Here is a 16,809-nt window from a genome sequence, read left to right as displayed (position 1 = left end):
CGAGTCTGAGTATAGGAGGTGCACAACATGTACGCAATTATCGAAACCGGCGGCAAGCAATACAAAGTGGAAGAGGGCTCGGTTCTCTTCATCGAGAAACTGGCTGCAGGCGAAGGTGACGTTGTTACTTTCGACAAAGTTCTCTTTGTAAGCAAAGACGGCAAAGTTACGGCAGGTACGCCTACCGTAGCAGGCGCAACGGTAACCGGCAAAGTAGAAAAACACGGTAAAGGCAAAAAAATTATCGTGTACAAATACAAAGCCAAGAAAAACTACCGTCGCAAACAAGGTCACCGTCAACCGTTCACCAAAGTTGTGATCGAAAAGATCAACGCGTAATTTTGGTGACGCACCGAGATGATTACCGTAACCGTTCAGCGCAATGCGCACAGCGAGATTGAAGAGATTGCGATTTCGGGACATGCCAACGCCGGCAGGCACGGATCGGACATCGTCTGTGCAGCCGTGTCCGCGGTCAGTCTCGGGATCGTCAATTCGATTCAGCCACTGCTCGGATTTGTTCCGGACGTTCAGCACGCAGCAGAGGAGGGCGGGTTTCTCCGCTGGAGAGTGGGCCGTCTCGACGACGCCCGCCTTCATGAGAAACAGCAGCTCTTGGCTGAGAGCATGGTTGTTGCCCTGTTTGTTGTAGCCGAAACGAACGGAAAATACGTGGCGATTCACGATTCAAAATGGCAAGGAGGTGCCTGATATGAAATTCCTGTTCCCTGTTGACCTGCAGTTCTTCGCCTCCAAAAAAGGGGTAGGTTCCACCAAGAACGGCCGCGACTCCATCTCCAAACGTCTGGGCGTGAAGCGCGGCGACGGTCAATTCGTGAAAGCTGGCAACATCCTCGTACGCCAACGCGGTACGAAGATCTACCCGGGTGCTAACGTCATGAGAGGCGGCGACGACACGCTGTTTGCAACGGCCGACGGCATCGTTCGCTTCAAGCGTCTGGGCCGCGATCGCAAACAAGTGGTGATCGAGCCGGTCGCTTCTCAAGCGTAAATAGTTCGGAGACGAAAACCCAGCCTTGTCGCTGGGTTTTCTTTTTGTCCGGCACTGAGGATTTCTTTCAGTCGCTACGCCCGTGTGGTACAATGGTACAAGAAAGAAATTCTTATCGGTTTGGGTGGGGAAGATGAGGGACGAGCGCACGCTGTTCACGCAGCAAACAGATCAACTGCTGGCCGTATTGAACCGGCAGCGTCACGACTGGCTGAACCATGTCCAGGTTTTGCTCGGCTACCTGCGTCTGGGCCGCTTGGAGGAAGGAGAAAAGTACCTGAAACGCGTGGCGGAGCTGGCCATGCAGGAAAGCATGGTGGCCAGGCTGAACAGCTCGCTGCTGTCCGTCTTCTTTTTGACGTTTAACGCGCTGAACAATGACCTGCTGCTGGAGGTGGACGTCTGCAGCGAAGTCGATCTGCGGAAGGCAGCGGCAGACGAGCACGACCTGTTTCAGTTGGTGGCGGGCATTGTGTTCACGGTCCGCGAGCACCTGGACCGGAATGAATTTGAACCGGCCAGCATGCAAATCACCTTGTACCGGGGTGAGCAGGGCATCCATTTTCGCTTTGACCTGGCCGGGAAGCTGCGTGCATCCGGGCAGGGCGAACTGGAAAAACTGGTACGTGACAAGAGTCGGATTCCGGTGAAGGTCACCGCGTGCATACATACGGACGAGGAATGGGTACTGGAAACGGTTGTTCCAGTGGCGGAATGAGAGAGGTGACAGCATGTTTGTCGATCAGGTAAGGATTTACGTGAAGGGCGGAGACGGCGGAAACGGGGCCGTCTCTTTCCGGCGGGAAAAATACGTGCCGCTGGGCGGGCCGGCCGGCGGTGACGGCGGGCGCGGCGGAGATGTGGTCTTCGTCGTGGATGAAGGGCTGCGCACGCTGGTGGATTTTCGCTACCAGAAGCATTTCAAGGCCCCGCGCGGCGAAAACGGACGCAATAAAGGGCAGCACGGAGCCGGGGCGGAAGACCTCGTCGTGCGGGTTCCTCCGGGGACGACCGTGATTGATGACGATACCGGGGAAATCATCGCCGACCTGGTGGAGCACGGACAGCGGGCCGTCATCGCCAAAGGCGGCCGCGGCGGACGGGGCAACATCCGCTTTGCCACACCGGCCAACCCGGCGCCGCACATCTCGGAGAACGGCGAACCGGGACAAGAGCGCTATGTGAGACTGGAGCTGAAGCTGATTGCCGATGTCGGACTGGTCGGGTATCCCAGCGTCGGCAAATCGACGCTCTTGGCCAGCGTAACGGCGGCCAAGCCGAAGATCGCCGCCTACCACTTTACCACACTGACGCCCAACCTGGGCGTGGTCGATCTGGGCGAACGCAGTTTTGTCATGGCCGACCTGCCGGGGCTGATCGAAGGGGCGCACGAGGGTGTGGGACTGGGTCACCAGTTTTTGCGCCACGTGGAGCGGACCCGTCTGATCGTCCACGTGATCGACATGGCGGCCGTGGACGGGCGCGACCCGGTGGAGGATTTCCATCAGATCAACCGCGAGCTGAAGCTCTACAACCTGAAGCTGGAAGAGCGGCCGCAGATCGTCGCCGCCAACAAGATGGACCTGCCCGAGGCGAAGGAGAATCTGCGCCGCTTTCAGGAACAGGTGCCCGGTGTGACCGTGTACGAAATATCGGCGGCTACCCGTCAGGGGGTACAGGAGCTGATGCACGCCGTGGCCGATCTGTTGGAGACGCTGCCGGACAAGCCGACCGTCGAAGAAGTGGCGGAGGTGGAAGAGCGCGTCGTCTTCCGCGCGGAGAAAGAGCCGGAGCCGTTTGAGATTTCCCGCGACAACGAGGTCTACGTCGTCAGCGGCGAAAAAATTGAAAAGCTGGTCCGCATGACCAACCTGAACAGCTACGATTCCGTTCAGCGCTTCGCCCGCATGATGCGCAGCATGGGCGTGGACGAAGCCCTGCGCAGGCGCGGGGCCAAGGATGGCGACACCGTCCGCATCGGTGATTTCGAGTTTGAATTTGTGGAGTGATGACAGTATGGCAGACGTACCCTCCCTGACCCCGTTTATTGCGGACAAGCGGCTGCAGCGGGGCGGAGCGGTTGAACTGGTGGCGCCCGCAGCGGCGAAACAGCCGCTCGATGCCATCGTCGAACATGTCCATTCGGGTTATCTGATCCTCTCGTACGTGCAGGGCGACGCGGCCGTCTCCCTGTTGGGAACGGTCGTCCGTCTGCGCTTGGAAACGGATGAAGCGATTACCTGGCTGAGTCTGCAGGTGGTGCAGGAACAGGCGGTGTGGCCCGTGAAGCTGGCGCGCCTGGTGCCGGTGGGCATCGAGCAGGAAGCCAAGGGCGAGCGGCCGCTCCTGCAGCCGGATTTTGTCATCAACGTCCCGTACAAGATCATGGGAGCCCGACCCATGGAAGAAAACGGGGAAGGCGTCCTGCTTCGTTTTTCCCCGACGCATCTGATTGTGGGCACGGACGGTTTCGTCTCCGTCGGCGATTTTTTGCACTTGTCCTTTCTGCTTCCGCATTACAAGCAGGAGCCGGTGGCGATGACCAAAGTGGTGGAGAAGACGTTTCAGGACGGCTCGACGGTGCTGAAGCTGGTCATCACCGATATGGAGGAAAAACATCGCCACGTGCTGCAGAGCTATTACGAAAAACTGGCGCAATCCGCTCCCCGATAGGGGGCGGATTTTTTTGTGCGCTGCGCGTTTCCGCAGCCGGCCGGAACGCTGCCTGATCGAAACGGTTTGCTCCGCCGGCAGCATGGCCGATGGGACGGGGCTGTGCAGCGCGCATTCCGGACGCAGCGAATGACTCGCGCGGTTCCCACCGCGGCGAGAACGAATGCGTGAACGTCTCAGGGAAAAGCGATCATCGCGCACTTGACAGGAAATAAATGGAAGAATACAGGGCCAAAAAAGTATGCCTGGGGTCAGGCATACTTTTTCGCTGTGCCAGTTTACTTGTTGCCGCTCGGATCCTCCACAACGTGGGGAGACTGGGCGATTTTTTTGCCCCGCGTGTTGTCGCCGAACTGGTCCAAATCGCTCGGCCTGGCGGCGGGGTGATTGTTCCGGCGCTCCGATTTGTCCGTCTTGCCGCGTCCTGCCATCGGTCACTCACCTCGCTTTGCTCAGGATCCGTTATAGTCTGTACCAAGGGAAATCCGCTCATGTAAGGGAAGGCGAGCAGCGAAAGAAAAAACGCCGATAAGGATTGTCAGGGGGAAAAGGATCGGCTATAATGTCCTCTAGGTGAAAACAACTGTTTTTCTCAGGAGGACACAACACGTGAAGCGGGAAGAAAAGTTTTACTTGATCCGCTCCGACATCCTGCCGGAGTCGATCGCCAAGACCATCGAGGCGAAAAAGCTGCTGGAGGCCGGAGAAGTGGATACGGTAAACGAGGCGGTGGAACGGGTAGGCTTGAGCCGCAGCGCCTTTTACAAGTACAAGGACGGCATTTTCCCGTTCAACGCGATGATGAGTGAGAAGATCATGACCATCACCTTTTCGCTGGAACACCGCTCCGGCTACTTGTCCAAGGTGCTGCAGTACGTGGCGGAGCAGGGGGGCAACGTGCTGACGATCAACCAGACGATTCCGCTCCAGGGCATTGCCAACATTTCCATGTCGGTGGACATGGCCCATCTGAAGGTGTCCAGCACGGAGTTTCTGGAAGGACTGCAGGAGATAAACGGCGTGCGCAAAGCGATGATTGTCGGTCGCGGGTAGCGGCTGCCGGATAGGAGGAGAGAGACATGGACAAGCAAACGGTAAAACTGGGGTTGATGGGGTTCGGCACGGTGGGTACCGGCGTCGTTCGCATCATCCAGGCCCATCAGGAGGATCTGCAAAAACAGACGGGGCTGGGCATCGAGATCAAGCGGATTCTGGTGCAGGACGCGGAAAAGTCCCGCAGCATCCCGTCGATGAACAGCGTGATTACCACCGATGCGTCCGAACTGCTGGACGACCCGGAGATCGACGTGATCGTGGAAGTGATCGGCGGCATCTCGCCGGCCAGGGAGTACATCCTGGGAGCGCTGGAGCGGGGCAAGCACGTCGTCACCGCCAACAAGGACCTGATGGCCCTGCACGGCGGCGAAATCCTGCAGAAGGCGCAGGAAAAAGGTTGTGACGTCTTTTACGAGGCCAGCGTCGCCGGCGGCATTCCGATTCTGAGAGCCTTGGTGGAAGGCTTCTCGTCCGACCGCATCACCAAGATGATGGGGATTGTCAACGGCACGACCAACTACATCCTCACCAAGATGAGCCAGGACGGCGCCGATTACGGCGACGTGCTGAAGGAAGCGCAGGCGCTCGGTTACGCCGAAGCGGATCCCACCTCCGACGTCGAAGGCTATGACGCCGCCCGCAAGATGGCGATTCTGGCGACGCTGGGCTTCCGCGTGCCGATGAAGCTGGAGGACGTGGACGTCAAAGGAATCAGCGGGGTGTCCAAGGAAGACATCGCCTACGGCAAAAAGCTGGGCTACGAGGTGAAGCTCCTGGGTCTGGCCCGCCGGGACGGCGAAGCGATCGAAGTGAGCGTGCAGCCGACGATGGTCGCCAAGTCCCACCCGCTGGCATCGGTCAACGGCGTGTTCAACGCGGTCTACGTGCACGGGGAAGCGGTGGGCGAGACGATGTTTTACGGCCCGGGCGCAGGCGAACTGCCGACGGCGACGGCCGTCGTGTCCGACCTGGTGACGGTCGTGAAAAACATGAAGCTGGGCGTAAACGGACGCGGCATGGTCGCTCCGTACAAAGAAAAGATTCTCAAGGATGACAAGCAGAAATTGTCGAAATATTTCCTCCGCATCGTCGTGGCCGACAAGCGCGGCGTACTGGCGCAGATTACGCAGTTGTTGGCCGACAAGAACATCTCGCTGGAGCAGGTGCTGCAGCAGCCGTACAACAACGGAGAGCAGGCGGAAATCATCATGGTGACGCACCTGGCGTCCAAAGGGGACATGGACGAGGTGCTGCAGTGCATGGAGGAGATGGAGATCGTGAGCGAAGTGAAAAGCTGCTACCGCGTGGAAGGAGGCGAGCAGGCATGAGCCAACGGCAGCCGTCTGTTCAGGCCGACCGCCAGTCCGGCATCATCGCCCGTTACCGACAGTTTCTGCCGGTGACGGAAAAGACGCCGCTCGTCAGCCTTCACGAGGGAAACACGCCGCTGATTCACGCCCCGTCTCTCTCCCGGCAGTTGGGTGTGGAGCTGTACTTCAAGTATGAAGGGCTGAATCCGACCGGTTCGTTTAAAGACCGCGGCATGGTGATGGCGGTCGCCAAAGCGCTGGAAGAAGGCAGCACCACCATCATGTGCGCGTCCACCGGCAACACCTCCGCCGCCGCGGCTGCCTACGCCGCCCGCGCCGGGCTGCGCTGCATCGTGCTGATTCCGAGCGGCAACATCGCGCTGGGCAAGCTGGCGCAGGCGATCGCCTACGGGGCGGAGGTCATCGCCATCGACGGAAACTTTGACGAGGCGCTGCGCATCGTCCGCGACATCACCGCCAGCGAGCCGATCACGCTGGTCAACTCGGTCAACCCGTACCGGATCGAGGGGCAAAAAACCGCCTCGTTCGAAATCTGCGACGCGCTCGGCAAGGCCCCGGACATTCTCGCCATCCCGGTGGGCAACGCCGGCAACATCACGGCCTACTGGAAAGGCTTCAAGGAGTATCACGCCGCCGGCAAAACAGCCCAACTGCCGCGCATGTTCGGGTTTCAGGCGGCGGGGGCGGCGCCGCTGGTCCTCGGTCATCCCGTGCCCAATCCGGAGACGATCGCCACGGCGATCCGCATCGGCAACCCGGCGAGCAAGGAAGGAGCTCTGGCGGCTATCGCCGAATCGGACGGCCTGGTGGACAGCGTGACCGACGAGGAAATCCTGCGCGCCTACCAACTGCTCGCGAGAAGCGAAGGTATCTTCTGCGAACCGGCATCGGCCGCTTCCCTGGCCGGCGTGATCAAGCTGCGCGAGGCGGGCAGACTGGAGCAGGACTTGACGATCGCCTGCGTGCTGACGGGCAACGGACTGAAAGATCCCAATGTCGCCCTCAAGCTGGTGGGCGAGGAACCGCGCTCCGTGCCGGCGACGCGTGACGCGGTGATGGCGTTGATCCGCGAAAAGGCGGGGGACGTTTCGTGATGAACCGTCCTCTCGTGCGGGTCACCGTCCCCGCCAGCACCGCCAATCTGGGACCGGGCTTCGATGCCGTGGGGATGGCCTTCCGGCTGTACTCCACGGTGGAGATGGCGCTCAGCGAAACGACGGAAATCGTGCTGATCGGCGAGGAACTGGAGGGGCTGCCCACGGACAAGGGCAACCTGCTCTACCAGGTGGCCGCCGGACTGTTTGAGGAAGCGGGGCTGCCCGTCCCCGAACTGTATATCCGCGCGGAGACGGAAGCGCCGCTGACGCGGGGGCTGGGCAGCAGCGCGGCAGCGATCATCGGCGCGCTCGTCGCCGCCAACAGCCTGGCCGGGGAGCCGTTTGACCGGGAGCGGCTGTTTGCCATCGCCACCCGGCTGGAAGGCCACCCGGACAACGTGGGGGCTTCGCTGTTCGGCGGCATTGTGGTGGCGACGATGCCGGAGCGGGACGGAGAGCCGATCCCCTACGTCCGCCTTGCGCCCCCGGAGGGGCTGCACACGCTCGTGATCATTCCCGACTATCCGCTGTCGACGGAAAAGGCGCGCAATGTCCTGCCCGATGTGTACAGCAAACAGGATGTCATATATAATGTTGGTCATAGCAGTTTGCTGGTGGCCGCTTTGGCCCAAGGCAGATTGGACCTGTTGGGTCAGGCGATGGGGGATCGGCTGCATCAGCCGTACCGGGCCGCGCTTGTCCCCGGCCTGCGTGAGATCCTGGACGGGGCGACCCGCAACGGCGCGCTCGGCGCGGCGCTGAGCGGCGCGGGGCCGACGATTCTCTGCTACTACTCGACGGACGCCGAGCGGGAGAAACTGCAGGCGTTTGTGGACAGCGTGATGCGGGAGCACGGCGTTTCCTACCGGATGATGCGGTTGAGACCCGATGAGCGTGGCGCACAGGTGACAATCTCGACCAGATAGAGAATGCGGATAGGAGTATTGTCATGGAGAAACAATTGGCTTTTCTCGGACCGCGCGGAACGTTTTCGGAAGAAGCGGCCCGCGCCTTGACCGCGCGTCGGCCGTTTCGTTACCTGGCGTGTCCGAGCATCATCGACGTTCTGAACGCCGCTGCCACAGGAGAGGCCGACTACGGCGTGGTGCCGGTGGAAAACACGATTGAAGGCACCGTCAACGCGGCCATGGACTGGTTGATTCACGAGGTGGACCTGCCCATTTTGGCCGAACTGGCGCTGCCGATTTCGCAGCACTTGCTGGTGGCCAAGCGGGACGACGCCCTGCCGCTTGCGGCCATTACCCGGATTTTGTCGCACCCGCACGCCATTGCCCAGTGTCACAACTTTATCCGCGAGCACCTGCCCCACGCCGAGATTGAGTACACCAACAGCACGGCGCAGGCGGCACAGATCGTGAGCGAGCATCCGGAGGAACCGTGGGCGGCGATCGGGACCCGGCTCAATCCGGAAATCTACCCGCTGTCGTTTGCGCAGCAGGAGATTCAAGACTATTCCAACAACTACACCCGCTTTGTCCTCGTCGGCCGGGAACCGCTGGATATGCCGCCGTCCGACAGGGAAAAGACGACCATCCTGGTCACGCTTCCGGAAGATTTTCCGGGCGCCCTCTACCAGGTGCTGGCCGCGTTCGCCTGGCGCAAGATCAACCTGTCCCGTATCGAATCCCGCCCGACCAAGAAAGGGCTGGGCAGCTACCTGTTCGTGATCGACATCGAACAAAAAATGGACGACGTGCTGCTCCCCGGCGCGTTTGCCGAGATCGAGGCGCTCGGCTGCCAGGTCCGCCAGCTCGGCACGTATCCGTTTTATCTGAAGGTCATCTCCTAGGAGATGGCTTAGTGTGTAGACAAAGTGGCTGCTGGGGGGAGAAGCACGTTTCCGTCATCCGCTCCGTGCTCGCCCAGCAGGGAAGAACAGACTGCACGCTCCGCATCGATTTGCGGGGGATCGCCAAAGCCGCATTGCTACGCAGCCCATTCAAAGGTGGCGCTCCTTTTTCCCGCAAATCGCTGCTCCGCTCGGTAGGGCTCACAAGTCGCTCTGCCTGGAAACATGCTTCTCCTTCGATGCAATAGGTTTGTCTTCAGTCTAGGCCATCTCCTGGGAGATGGCTTTTTTCTGTGGTAGGATAAGGAAGAAACGAACTGCGCAAGATGGGGGAGCAAAGAACCTGCAGGGGCGGGGCATTGTCATCGTGCAGGAAAACGGGATGATCATCGAATCGGCGGGAGCGGAAGACGAATTGACCTATCACAATCGCTCCGACGATCAAGACCTGCTGAACAAGCTGAAACGGGCAGGGGTCAGCGTGAAGACGTACAAAAAGCTGGAAGCCTTGATCCGCCGCATGAATTGGGACGCGTTTACCACGACCGATCTGTCCGCCCACCTCGCCATGACGAACCGCAACGCGAGACGGATCATTGCCAGCCTGTGCGACTACGGCCTGGCGGAGTGTATCGGGGAAACGTCCCACGCCACGAGAGGGCGGCCGAGCAAAATGTACCGGCTCACGTGAGGAAAGGGGAACCCCCAATTCGGGCGCGGGCGGGCTGATCGCCGACCTTCTGAACCATTCGAACGGGCAAGGGCGTCGCGTTGGAGGAAAAAGGGCGGGTGAAGCGTTGCAAGTGCGTGACGGAGGGCGGCGGTTTCACTGCTCTGCCGCGGAACGCTCCCATCGGAACGGTTGTTTGACGACACGTCAGGCAGCCGTTTTTTCTTGCGCTCCGCAAGATGGGCGAAAGCCCTTTTTTGCCGGGGTGAGCAAAACGCCCATGGGTGCATACCATGGAAGGGAGTTTCCGAGAGGGAGGAGAAACAGTGAGAATCCACGTAGTCCAACGAGGCGACACCATGTGGAAAATCGCCAAAAAATACGGCGTCGATTTTAAGGAACTGCTGCGCCTGAACAGCCAGATAAAAAACCCCGACATGATTTATCCCGGCATGCGGGTAAAAGTCCCGGCCAGGCGCGTGCCGGTTCGGCCGCAGCAAAACAGGACGTCCCCGTCCCATGAATCTCCCCGGGTAAAAGAAAAGCCGATCAAGGAAGAACAAGTGGAGCCGGAAGTGCCGCAGCAGATCGAGAAGCGGCCGATGGAGGCACCGGAAGAAGACAGGGAATTGGAGCTGGAACCGGAAACGGAACCGGAGACGGACACAGACATCGGGCAAGACCGCGAGCTGGAAATCGAGGCGGAACCGGAAACGCCGCAGGCCCTGCCTCCCAAGCCGCCCGCGAACGTGAGCCCGTACATGCCGCCCGTGCCGCCTGCACCGCCCGGCCAAGTGGGACCGTTTGGGCCGAATGTGCCGCCTGCACCGCCCGGCTACGTGCGTCCGTTTGGGCCGAATGTGCCGCCTGCACCGCCCGGCCAAGTGGGACCGTTTGGGCCGAATGTGCCGCCTGCGCCGCCCGGCTATGTGCGTCCGTTTGGGCCGAATGTGCCGCCTGCACCGCCCGGCTACGTGCGTCCGTTTGGGCCGAATGTGCCGCCTGCGCCGCCCGGCTATGTGCGTCCGTTTGTGCCGTACGTTGCGCCTGCGCCGCCCGGCAGGGTATCGCCGCAGGTTGTGCCTCCCCCCCAGCGTCCGGTCGCCCCGCAGCCGCCGATTCAGCCGATCCGGCCGCCCGTGCCGCCTCTACTGAGGCCAGTTCCGCCGACGGCTCCTCCAGCCAAGGTGAGTCCGCCGCAGCCGCCGTCCTACGTCAGTCCGGCCCAGCCGCAGCCGCCGTACCGTCCGTACCCCGTCCGTCCGTATCCGACGCAGCCGATATGCCCGCCTTGCGGAAGGCCGCCGATGAGGCCGCAAGTGCTGCCGGAGACGCAGCCGCCGAACGCAAGGCCGCCGTGGATAAGCCCGGAGACGCAGCCGCCGAACGCAAGGCCGCCGTGGATAAGCCCGGAAACGCAGCCGCCGAACGCAAGGCCGCCGTGGGTGAGTCCGGAAACGCAGCCGCCGAACGCAAGGCCGCCGTGGGTAAGTCCGGAAACGCAGCCCCCGAACGCAAGACCGCCGTGGGTAAGTCCGGAGACGCAGCCGCCGAACGCAAGGCCGCCGCGGTTAAGTCCGGAGACGCTGCCGCCAAACGTGATGCCGCCGTGGGTAGGCCCGGAGCTGCTGCCGCCGAACGTGCCGTGGGTAAGTCCGGAGATGCTGCCGCCAAACGTGCCGTGGGCGGGTCCGGAGCTGCTGCCGCCGAACATGCCGTGGGCAGGTCCGGAGATGATTTCGCCGAACATGATGCCGCCGTGGGCGGGTCCGGAGCTGCTGCCACCAAATATGCCGTGGGTAGGTCCGGAGATGATTTCGCCGAACATGATGCCGCCGTGGGTAGGACCGGAGCTGCTGCCGCCAGACATGATGCCGCCGGAATACCTGTTTGAAGAAAGTCCGTACAGCCCGCCGAGGTGGCGGCGTCCGCCCGCCCGTACCCGCCGCAAGAAGAAGCGGCATCATCGGGAGTGGTGCGATTCGACGTCCAGCTCTTTCTCGTCCCGGGATAGCCGTCACGATGGTCCATATGACTTGCCCTATCAAGATTGTCGGTTTGACAGCGGCACACAGGAGAACGCTACACCGTTGACGTACCCTGCTTCCCATTCCATGCCGGCCCTGCCCGCTCAGGAAGTGTGGCCCAATTGGGAACAAGGGCACGATGAATCTTCCTCTTCCTGATCGTCAGGATATGAGCAGATCCTTTGTTCTTTCTCTTGAAAAAGCGTTCCGCTGCCGCATCTATGGGGTAAAGCCCCGGCGCAATGTTCATCTTCTCAAGACGGATCGGGGCCATTGGATCATCAAGGGCTACAAAGAACGGGAGAAGGCAGAGTGGGTGACCCGACTCTCCGATACCCTGCAAGAGAAAGGATTTTACCAAACGGTTCAGTACATCTCCGATGAGCGCGGAGAGAAAATCTTTCCGTTTCAGAACCGTTACTACACCGTGATGAAAATGATCGATGGCCGGGAAGCCGACAACACCTCGATATCCGACGTAAAAAAATCGGCCGCGACGCTGGCCAGATTTCACCTGGCGGCCCGCGGCTTCCCCGTCCCTCATCCCTATGCCTTTGAAGGAAAGCCGGCCATGCTGGACAAATGGGAAAGCCGATTGGAGCATTTCGAGCGGATCATCTGGCACGTGGAACAGAACGGCCCGCAAAACCGGCTGGAACAGATCATCCTGGAGATGGCAGATGAAGTCATCCGTGACGGCCGTGAGATTTTGCAGGCGGCGTACAAACTGCCGCTGGCGTCGGAGCTGTTTGCCGTGGTCGAACAGGGCACGCTCGCTCACCGGGACGTGGCCAGCCACAATTTTCTGATCACGTCGCGGGGCAGCTGCTACTTGATCGACCTGGACACCGTGGGCCACGACATGCAGCTCAGCGATCTGGTCCAGCTCATGGGGCGCATGCTGCTGATGCAGGGGTACCGCGTCGACTCGTTTGTGGAAGCGATTGAGGCGTACAGCAGCGTGAATGTGCTCAGCGATGCCCAAGTCTGGATGATCCACCAGCTTCTGCGCTACCCGGACAACTTTCTGCGCGAAGTGACGGGCGTGTACGCCAACAGACCGGGCTACACCATGCGCGGCGTTCTGCAGCTCGTGCAGATGGAAGCCCGCCTGCGCCGGTCGCGCCGGACGTTTCTGGAAGCGGGCCACGCCATTTTCCAGCGCTCTCCCTGGGGCTCCTATCATTTTGTCGGGTGAACGAAAAAAGCTGACGGCACGGATGCCATCAGCTTTTTTTCGCGTTACTTGGAGGCCGCCTTGGACAGGTCGATGGAGTATTTGGCAAAGCCGTTTTCCAGCGTGGTCAGGTACTTGAGATGCGGCATTTTATCGGCAAACGGTTTGGCGTCCGGGGACGTGGTGAAGGTCACGTTTACCTTCCCGTTTACCGGGGCGAACGACCAGTTGTTGTCGGCGGCCGGGTTGATCGTCTTTTGGCTGAGGATGTAATCGATCACGATCTGGCGGTTTTCGTCCGGCGAGTCGATGACGATGTTGCTGCCGTCCAGACCCGGGAAGTTGCCGCCGCCGCTGGCCCGGTAGTTGTTGGTCACGACGATGAACTTGTCCTCCGCCTTGACCGGTTTGCCGTTGTACGACAGGTTCTTGATCCGGCTCGCGTTCGGATTGACCATCTTGCCGTCTTTGTCGTACCTGGACGGCTGGGTGACGTCGATCTGGTAGGTGACGCCGTCGATCACGTCAAAGTTGTAGGTCGGGAAGGCATCGTTGATCAGCGGCTGCTCCTCCGTCTTGTTCACGTCGATCTGGTTGAATTGGCCGGCGGAGCGTTCCAGCCACTCTTTCAACTGCGCGCCGTTCACCAGCACCGCTTTCAACGTGTTGGGGTAGATGTACAGGTCGGACACGTTCTTGATCGCGATGGTGCCGGCCGGGATGTTGGTGTAGTAGCTTGCCCCGTTGCGGCCGCCCGCTTTGAACGGAGCGCCTGCGGACAGCACCGGGATGCCGTCATACTCCGTGCCCTTGATGTTTTTCTCCACGTACCACTTTTGGGCGTTGGTGACGATCTGGATGGACGGATCGTCTTGGACCAGCGCAAAGTAGCTGAAGATCGGAGAAGTCGTCGTTCCCACCGCGGAGCGCACCCACTCGACGGTGTGGTCGTGGTCGTCCTTCACGGCGTTGACGATGGACGTATCCACGTCGGCCAGCGCTTTTTTGTTCGTTTTGTCGTAGATCGGGATCGCCCGGGACGCGGATTCGACCACTTTCCATTTGCCGTTTTCCTGTTTCAGCGTCAGGTCGATCACGCCCAGATGGTTGCCCCAGTAGCCCGGCATGACGGCCGGCTTGCCGTTGATCAGCCCTTTTTCTCCGTCGACGCCCGGAATGTTTTCAAAGCCCGGGCCCGGGAAGACGGAGTGGGAGTGGCCGAACAGGATGGCGTCGATGCCGTCCACTTTGCTCAGTTGATAGCTGGCGTTCTCCAGATTGGCGCCCGCTTCGACGGGGCCGAGGCCGGAGTGGGGAATGGCGACGATGATGTCGGCTCCCTTTTTCTTCATTTCCGGCACGTATTTTTTCGCCGTCTCCACGATGTCCTTGGCGATCACCTTGCCTTCCAGGTTGGACTTGTCCCACAGCATGATCTGCGGCGGAACGAAGCCGATCACGCCCACTTTCAGCTTGACGTCCTTGCCGCTCTCGTCCTTGAACGTGCGCTCCAGGATCAGGTAAGGCGTGAACTTGTGCTGGTCGTTGTCCGGATTGTTGTCCTTGTCGTCCACGTACACGTTGGCGTTGACGTAGGGGAATTTGGCCCCCTTCAGGCTGCGCTCCAGATGCTCCAGGCCGAAGTTGAACTCGTGGTTGCCGATGTTGCCGGCATCGTAGTTCAACAGGTTCATCGCTTTGTAAACGGGATGGGTCTCGCCGTCCTTCAGCGGTTTTACCTTTGCCACGTAATCGCCCAGCGGATTGCCCTGAATCAGGTCGCCGTTGTCGAACAGCATCGAGTTTTTCGCTTCTTCGCGGGCTTTTTTGATCAGCGAAGCAGTCTTTGCCAGGCCGAACTCGTCCGTCTCCTTGTCCTGATAGTAATCGTAGTTGACGATGTGCGTATGGATGTCAGTCGTCTCCAAGAGGCGCAGCTTCAGCGTGGAGTCCCCGTTGGCGCTTGCCGGAACAAGCGGGAACGAAAGCGCTGCCACAACCAGGGAAGCGGACAGGAGAAAGCCCGCCAGCTTGTGTGTGCGTGCCTTTTTCATAGGATTGCATTCCTCCCATGGAAAAAATAATAGATCGAAAGCAACCATAGTGTATCACGTCTGTTGCGGGTTGGGTAGATTTTCCATGAAAAGTTGTCGCAAAGATGAGAATTTTGGCGATTCCCGGGTATTTCCTTCCATCAAATTGGCAATACTGGTTGGAAACGGGTGTAAAAGGAGTACTGGGAATCATGAGGCGGCATTGGTTGTTTTACATGTCGTGGACGGCCGTGTTTGCCGTCGGTTTGGCCGGCGGCATTGCGGTAGGAGAAATGATCCGGGGCCAAAACGGGAGCGGATTCTCCTGGCTGGCCGCGGAGGCAGGCGGATCACTGGACGCCCTGGAGAAGCCGTACCAACTGGTGCTGGCTCGCACCTATCTGTGCGGCGTCAAGGACGAGGAAATCAAACAGGTTCCGCACGATCAACTGGCGCAAGCCCTGGTGACGTACAGCGGGTGGGAGATTATCGCGTCCGATCCGGCCAAGCTGATCCTGTTTAAGCGGGAGAACGATCTCGCTCCGTCGTGCAAGGCAAACGGATACTTCGGCTTGTCGCCCGACGGCGTGCTGACCCTGTTCAACGGCCTGCCGGCGGATCAGCAGGTGGTGCAGACGTTTTACCGGATCGACACGGCCAAAATGGAAACGAGACTGTCCAAGGATGAGCTGGAATCGCTGAAACGGGGCATCCGTGTCCGCGATCTGGCGGAGTACAACAGCGTGCTGTCCACGTACAGCGAGTTTCAGGCAGACGAAGCAGACAGTTGAACAGGGAGGCTGCCCGGGTGTGGGCAGCCTTTACTCGTCGGCAAAAACACCGGTGATTTTCCACCGGGCCCAGGGGGCGGTTCGGTACAAGTGAAAGACCCAGCGATCCTGCTTTGTCGCGCCCTCGCTGTTTACGTAGTCGACCCGCACCGGGATCTCCACGGCGAGGGCGTCGGCGGTATCGCCGGGCCGGATCTCCTCTATCCGTTTGACGGAATCAATCCCCTGAAGGAACGAGGGCAGTGCAAAGCCGTCCGTGGTCATGCGCAGCGCCTGCAGATCGTGTTCGTTCAGGGAAGTGAGGAAGTAATCCACGAGCTGTTCCGGCGAGGCGGCCATCACCGTTTCCGGCAGTTTTCCCGACGCCTTCAAAATCATCAGGCTGTGGCTGGGGTCCGGCTCCTTCCGCCGGTGGGTGGAACTGCCCATAAAGTGGATGCAGAAATGGCCGGGGAACTGGTTGCCGCGGATCGCGCCCGCCCCGTGCGGCATGCCGTGCATCGAGGCGGCGAAGTACGTGCCGTTCACCTCCACCAGGATCGCCCGGCGCTTCCAGCTCCACCTGCCCTGGTAGATCTGCTTCATGATCCGGGTGTCCTCCTTGGTGAGCGGCTGCACGTCGGCGTGACGGCTGCCCGCCCGCCGCTGCACGCGGAACCGTTCCCCTGTCTCCAGGTCGATGACGGTGGCGTAGCCCATCCGTTTGAACACGCGGCGCACTTCGCTCCAATCAAGCGGTTTGCCGAAGTGGACCTGTTCCAGACGATGCACGTACCCGTCCAGCTCTTTGGCGGCATCGGCGGTCAGGTGCACGGCAGACTGCCGGTTTTGGTCGTACAAGCGGCCGTCATACCCGTACAAAAAGGAGCGGGAGCCGATGGTGACCGTCGCCCTGACGGGTTCGGGCGGGGAGCCGGCGGGGCCGGTGGGGCTGCGCAGGATGACCTGTGCCAGCCCGTCCGGTTGGCGAATCGACAGCGTGGACCAAAAGTCGGCATTCGGCCCGACGCTGACGGCGATCAGCAGATCGGGCGGGGGTGCGGCCGCTGTGGTCTGCAGGGGCTGCCCCAACAGCGCGGAGCAGAGGAAGAATGTGACGATCAGGACATAACGCAAGTCAGGACACCTCCCG

At 60.5% G+C, this 16,809-nt stretch carries 18 protein-coding genes and 1 other annotated feature (1 of these 19 cut by a window edge); of the genes, 15 read left to right on the top strand and 3 right to left on the bottom strand.

All coding sequences use genetic code 11. The features are described from left to right. Positions 1 to 17, top strand: a sequence feature (ribosomal protein L21 leader region); it begins 62 nt to the left of the window's first position. A 10-nt stretch (positions 18 to 27) separates the two neighbouring features. From rplU to FOI68_RS09065, 6 genes are all read left to right on the top strand, one after another. Beyond that, positions 28 to 339: a 50S ribosomal protein L21 gene (rplU, locus tag FOI68_RS09090; protein WP_029097470.1), complete on the top strand. Its 312-nt coding sequence runs from the start codon at positions 28 to 30 to the stop codon at positions 337 to 339. 18 nt (positions 340 to 357) lie between these two features. Further along, the gene (locus tag FOI68_RS09085) at positions 358 to 711 is read left to right on the top strand and encodes a ribosomal-processing cysteine protease Prp (RefSeq protein WP_029097469.1); all 354 of its coding nucleotides are present in this window, start codon (positions 358 to 360) and stop codon (positions 709 to 711) included. Between the two features lies 1 nt (position 712). Then, positions 713 to 1,012, top strand: a complete 300-nt coding sequence (gene rpmA, locus FOI68_RS09080; RefSeq protein ID WP_029097468.1) for a 50S ribosomal protein L27 — start codon at positions 713 to 715, stop codon at positions 1,010 to 1,012. A gap of 133 nt (positions 1,013 to 1,145) precedes the next feature. Further along, a complete protein-coding gene (locus tag FOI68_RS09075; protein ID WP_029097467.1) occupies positions 1,146 to 1,730 on the top strand; it encodes a Spo0B domain-containing protein in 585 nt (194 codons plus the stop codon). 13 nt (positions 1,731 to 1,743) lie between these two features. Further along, on the top strand, positions 1,744 to 3,021 hold the full coding sequence (gene obgE, locus FOI68_RS09070; RefSeq protein ID WP_029097466.1) for a GTPase ObgE: 1,278 nt from the start codon (positions 1,744 to 1,746) through the stop codon (positions 3,019 to 3,021). 7 nt (positions 3,022 to 3,028) lie between these two features. Next, complete coding sequence (locus FOI68_RS09065; protein WP_143862911.1) at positions 3,029 to 3,685, top strand: PilZ domain-containing protein; 657 nt, start codon at positions 3,029 to 3,031, stop codon at positions 3,683 to 3,685. 278 nt (positions 3,686 to 3,963) lie between these two features. Here the strand turns inward: FOI68_RS09065 and FOI68_RS23380 are convergent, their stop codons facing one another. Further along, complete coding sequence (locus FOI68_RS23380) at positions 3,964 to 4,116, bottom strand: hypothetical protein (protein WP_162836745.1); 153 nt, start codon at positions 4,114 to 4,116, stop codon at positions 3,964 to 3,966. Positions 4,117 to 4,294: 178 nt separating this feature from the next. Between FOI68_RS23380 and FOI68_RS09060 the strand changes: the two genes are divergently transcribed. The 8 genes from FOI68_RS09060 (at position 4,295) to FOI68_RS09025 (ending at position 12,874) form a co-directional block, all read left to right on the top strand. After that, a complete protein-coding gene (locus FOI68_RS09060; protein ID WP_029097464.1) occupies positions 4,295 to 4,738 on the top strand; it encodes an ACT domain-containing protein in 444 nt (147 codons plus the stop codon). 26 nt (positions 4,739 to 4,764) lie between these two features. Further along, positions 4,765 to 6,069: a homoserine dehydrogenase gene (locus tag FOI68_RS09055; protein ID WP_035300247.1), complete on the top strand. Its 1,305-nt coding sequence runs from the start codon at positions 4,765 to 4,767 to the stop codon at positions 6,067 to 6,069. Next, a complete protein-coding gene (gene thrC, locus FOI68_RS09050) occupies positions 6,066 to 7,166 on the top strand; it encodes a threonine synthase (protein WP_143862910.1) in 1,101 nt (366 codons plus the stop codon). The genes FOI68_RS09055 and thrC overlap by 4 nt, the downstream gene beginning before the upstream one ends. Further along, on the top strand, positions 7,166 to 8,095 hold the full coding sequence (gene thrB, locus FOI68_RS09045; protein WP_143862946.1) for a homoserine kinase: 930 nt from the start codon (positions 7,166 to 7,168) through the stop codon (positions 8,093 to 8,095). Before thrC ends, thrB begins: the two co-directional genes overlap by 1 nt. A 23-nt stretch (positions 8,096 to 8,118) precedes the next feature. Further along, a complete protein-coding gene (pheA, locus tag FOI68_RS09040) occupies positions 8,119 to 8,979 on the top strand; it encodes a prephenate dehydratase (protein ID WP_143862909.1) in 861 nt (286 codons plus the stop codon). 382 nt (positions 8,980 to 9,361) lie between these two features. Further along, entirely contained in the window at positions 9,362 to 9,670 is a 309-nt protein-coding gene (locus FOI68_RS09035) for a helix-turn-helix domain-containing protein (protein WP_143862908.1), read from the top strand. Positions 9,671 to 9,975: 305 nt separating this feature from the next. After that, a complete protein-coding gene (safA, locus tag FOI68_RS09030; protein WP_185973910.1) occupies positions 9,976 to 11,835 on the top strand; it encodes a SafA/ExsA family spore coat assembly protein in 1,860 nt (619 codons plus the stop codon). 10 nt (positions 11,836 to 11,845) lie between these two features. Then, the gene (locus tag FOI68_RS09025; protein ID WP_143862906.1) at positions 11,846 to 12,874 is read left to right on the top strand and encodes a phosphotransferase; all 1,029 of its coding nucleotides are present in this window, start codon (positions 11,846 to 11,848) and stop codon (positions 12,872 to 12,874) included. A 44-nt stretch (positions 12,875 to 12,918) separates the two neighbouring features. On the opposite strand, the gene FOI68_RS09020 is transcribed toward FOI68_RS09025, so the two are convergent. Beyond that, on the bottom strand, positions 12,919 to 14,907 hold the full coding sequence (locus tag FOI68_RS09020) for a bifunctional 2',3'-cyclic-nucleotide 2'-phosphodiesterase/3'-nucleotidase (protein WP_035300239.1): 1,989 nt from the start codon (positions 14,905 to 14,907) through the stop codon (positions 12,919 to 12,921). A 191-nt stretch (positions 14,908 to 15,098) separates the two neighbouring features. On the opposite strand from FOI68_RS09020, the gene FOI68_RS09015 reads away from it, so the two are divergent. Beyond that, entirely contained in the window at positions 15,099 to 15,677 is a 579-nt protein-coding gene (locus FOI68_RS09015; RefSeq protein ID WP_143862905.1) for a BofC C-terminal domain-containing protein, read from the top strand. 30 nt (positions 15,678 to 15,707) lie between these two features. On the opposite strand, the gene FOI68_RS09010 is transcribed toward FOI68_RS09015, so the two are convergent. Next, a complete protein-coding gene (locus FOI68_RS09010; protein WP_143862904.1) occupies positions 15,708 to 16,793 on the bottom strand; it encodes a hypothetical protein in 1,086 nt (361 codons plus the stop codon). Positions 16,794 to 16,809 lie beyond the last annotated feature (16 nt).

Origin of the sequence: Brevibacillus sp. LEMMJ03 (assembly GCF_007197875.1) — a bacterium.
Taxonomy (GTDB): domain Bacteria; phylum Bacillota; class Bacilli; order Brevibacillales; family Brevibacillaceae; genus Brevibacillus; species Brevibacillus thermoruber.
The sequence above is the reverse complement of the archived record's forward strand: the minus strand, read 5'-3'. Positions and strand labels throughout refer to the sequence as shown.

Bases quoted from the DNA above. Each gene is read 5' to 3' on its own strand.
- FOI68_RS09020 (WP_035300239.1), bottom strand. From the start codon at position 14,907: ATGAAAAAGGCACGCACACACAAGCTGGCGGGCTTTCTCCTGTCCGCT.
- thrB (WP_143862946.1), top strand. From the start codon at position 7,166: ATGAACCGTCCTCTCGTGCGGGTCACCGTCCCCGCCAGCACCGCCAAT.
- pheA (WP_143862909.1), top strand. From the start codon at position 8,119: ATGGAGAAACAATTGGCTTTTCTCGGACCGCGCGGAACGTTTTCGGAA.
- FOI68_RS09085 (WP_029097469.1), top strand. From the start codon at position 358: ATGATTACCGTAACCGTTCAGCGCAATGCGCACAGCGAGATTGAAGAG.
- FOI68_RS09075 (WP_029097467.1), top strand. From the start codon at position 1,146: ATGAGGGACGAGCGCACGCTGTTCACGCAGCAAACAGATCAACTGCTG.
- FOI68_RS09055 (WP_035300247.1), top strand. From the start codon at position 4,765: ATGGACAAGCAAACGGTAAAACTGGGGTTGATGGGGTTCGGCACGGTG.
- rplU (WP_029097470.1), top strand. From the start codon at position 28: ATGTACGCAATTATCGAAACCGGCGGCAAGCAATACAAAGTGGAAGAG.
- FOI68_RS23380 (WP_162836745.1), bottom strand. From the start codon at position 4,116: ATGGCAGGACGCGGCAAGACGGACAAATCGGAGCGCCGGAACAATCAC.
- FOI68_RS09035 (WP_143862908.1), top strand. From the start codon at position 9,362: ATGATCATCGAATCGGCGGGAGCGGAAGACGAATTGACCTATCACAAT.
- rpmA (WP_029097468.1), top strand. From the start codon at position 713: ATGAAATTCCTGTTCCCTGTTGACCTGCAGTTCTTCGCCTCCAAAAAA.
- obgE (WP_029097466.1), top strand. From the start codon at position 1,744: ATGTTTGTCGATCAGGTAAGGATTTACGTGAAGGGCGGAGACGGCGGA.
- FOI68_RS09065 (WP_143862911.1), top strand. From the start codon at position 3,029: ATGGCAGACGTACCCTCCCTGACCCCGTTTATTGCGGACAAGCGGCTG.
- FOI68_RS09015 (WP_143862905.1), top strand. From the start codon at position 15,099: ATGAGGCGGCATTGGTTGTTTTACATGTCGTGGACGGCCGTGTTTGCC.
- FOI68_RS09025 (WP_143862906.1), top strand. From the start codon at position 11,846: ATGAGCAGATCCTTTGTTCTTTCTCTTGAAAAAGCGTTCCGCTGCCGC.
- thrC (WP_143862910.1), top strand. From the start codon at position 6,066: ATGAGCCAACGGCAGCCGTCTGTTCAGGCCGACCGCCAGTCCGGCATC.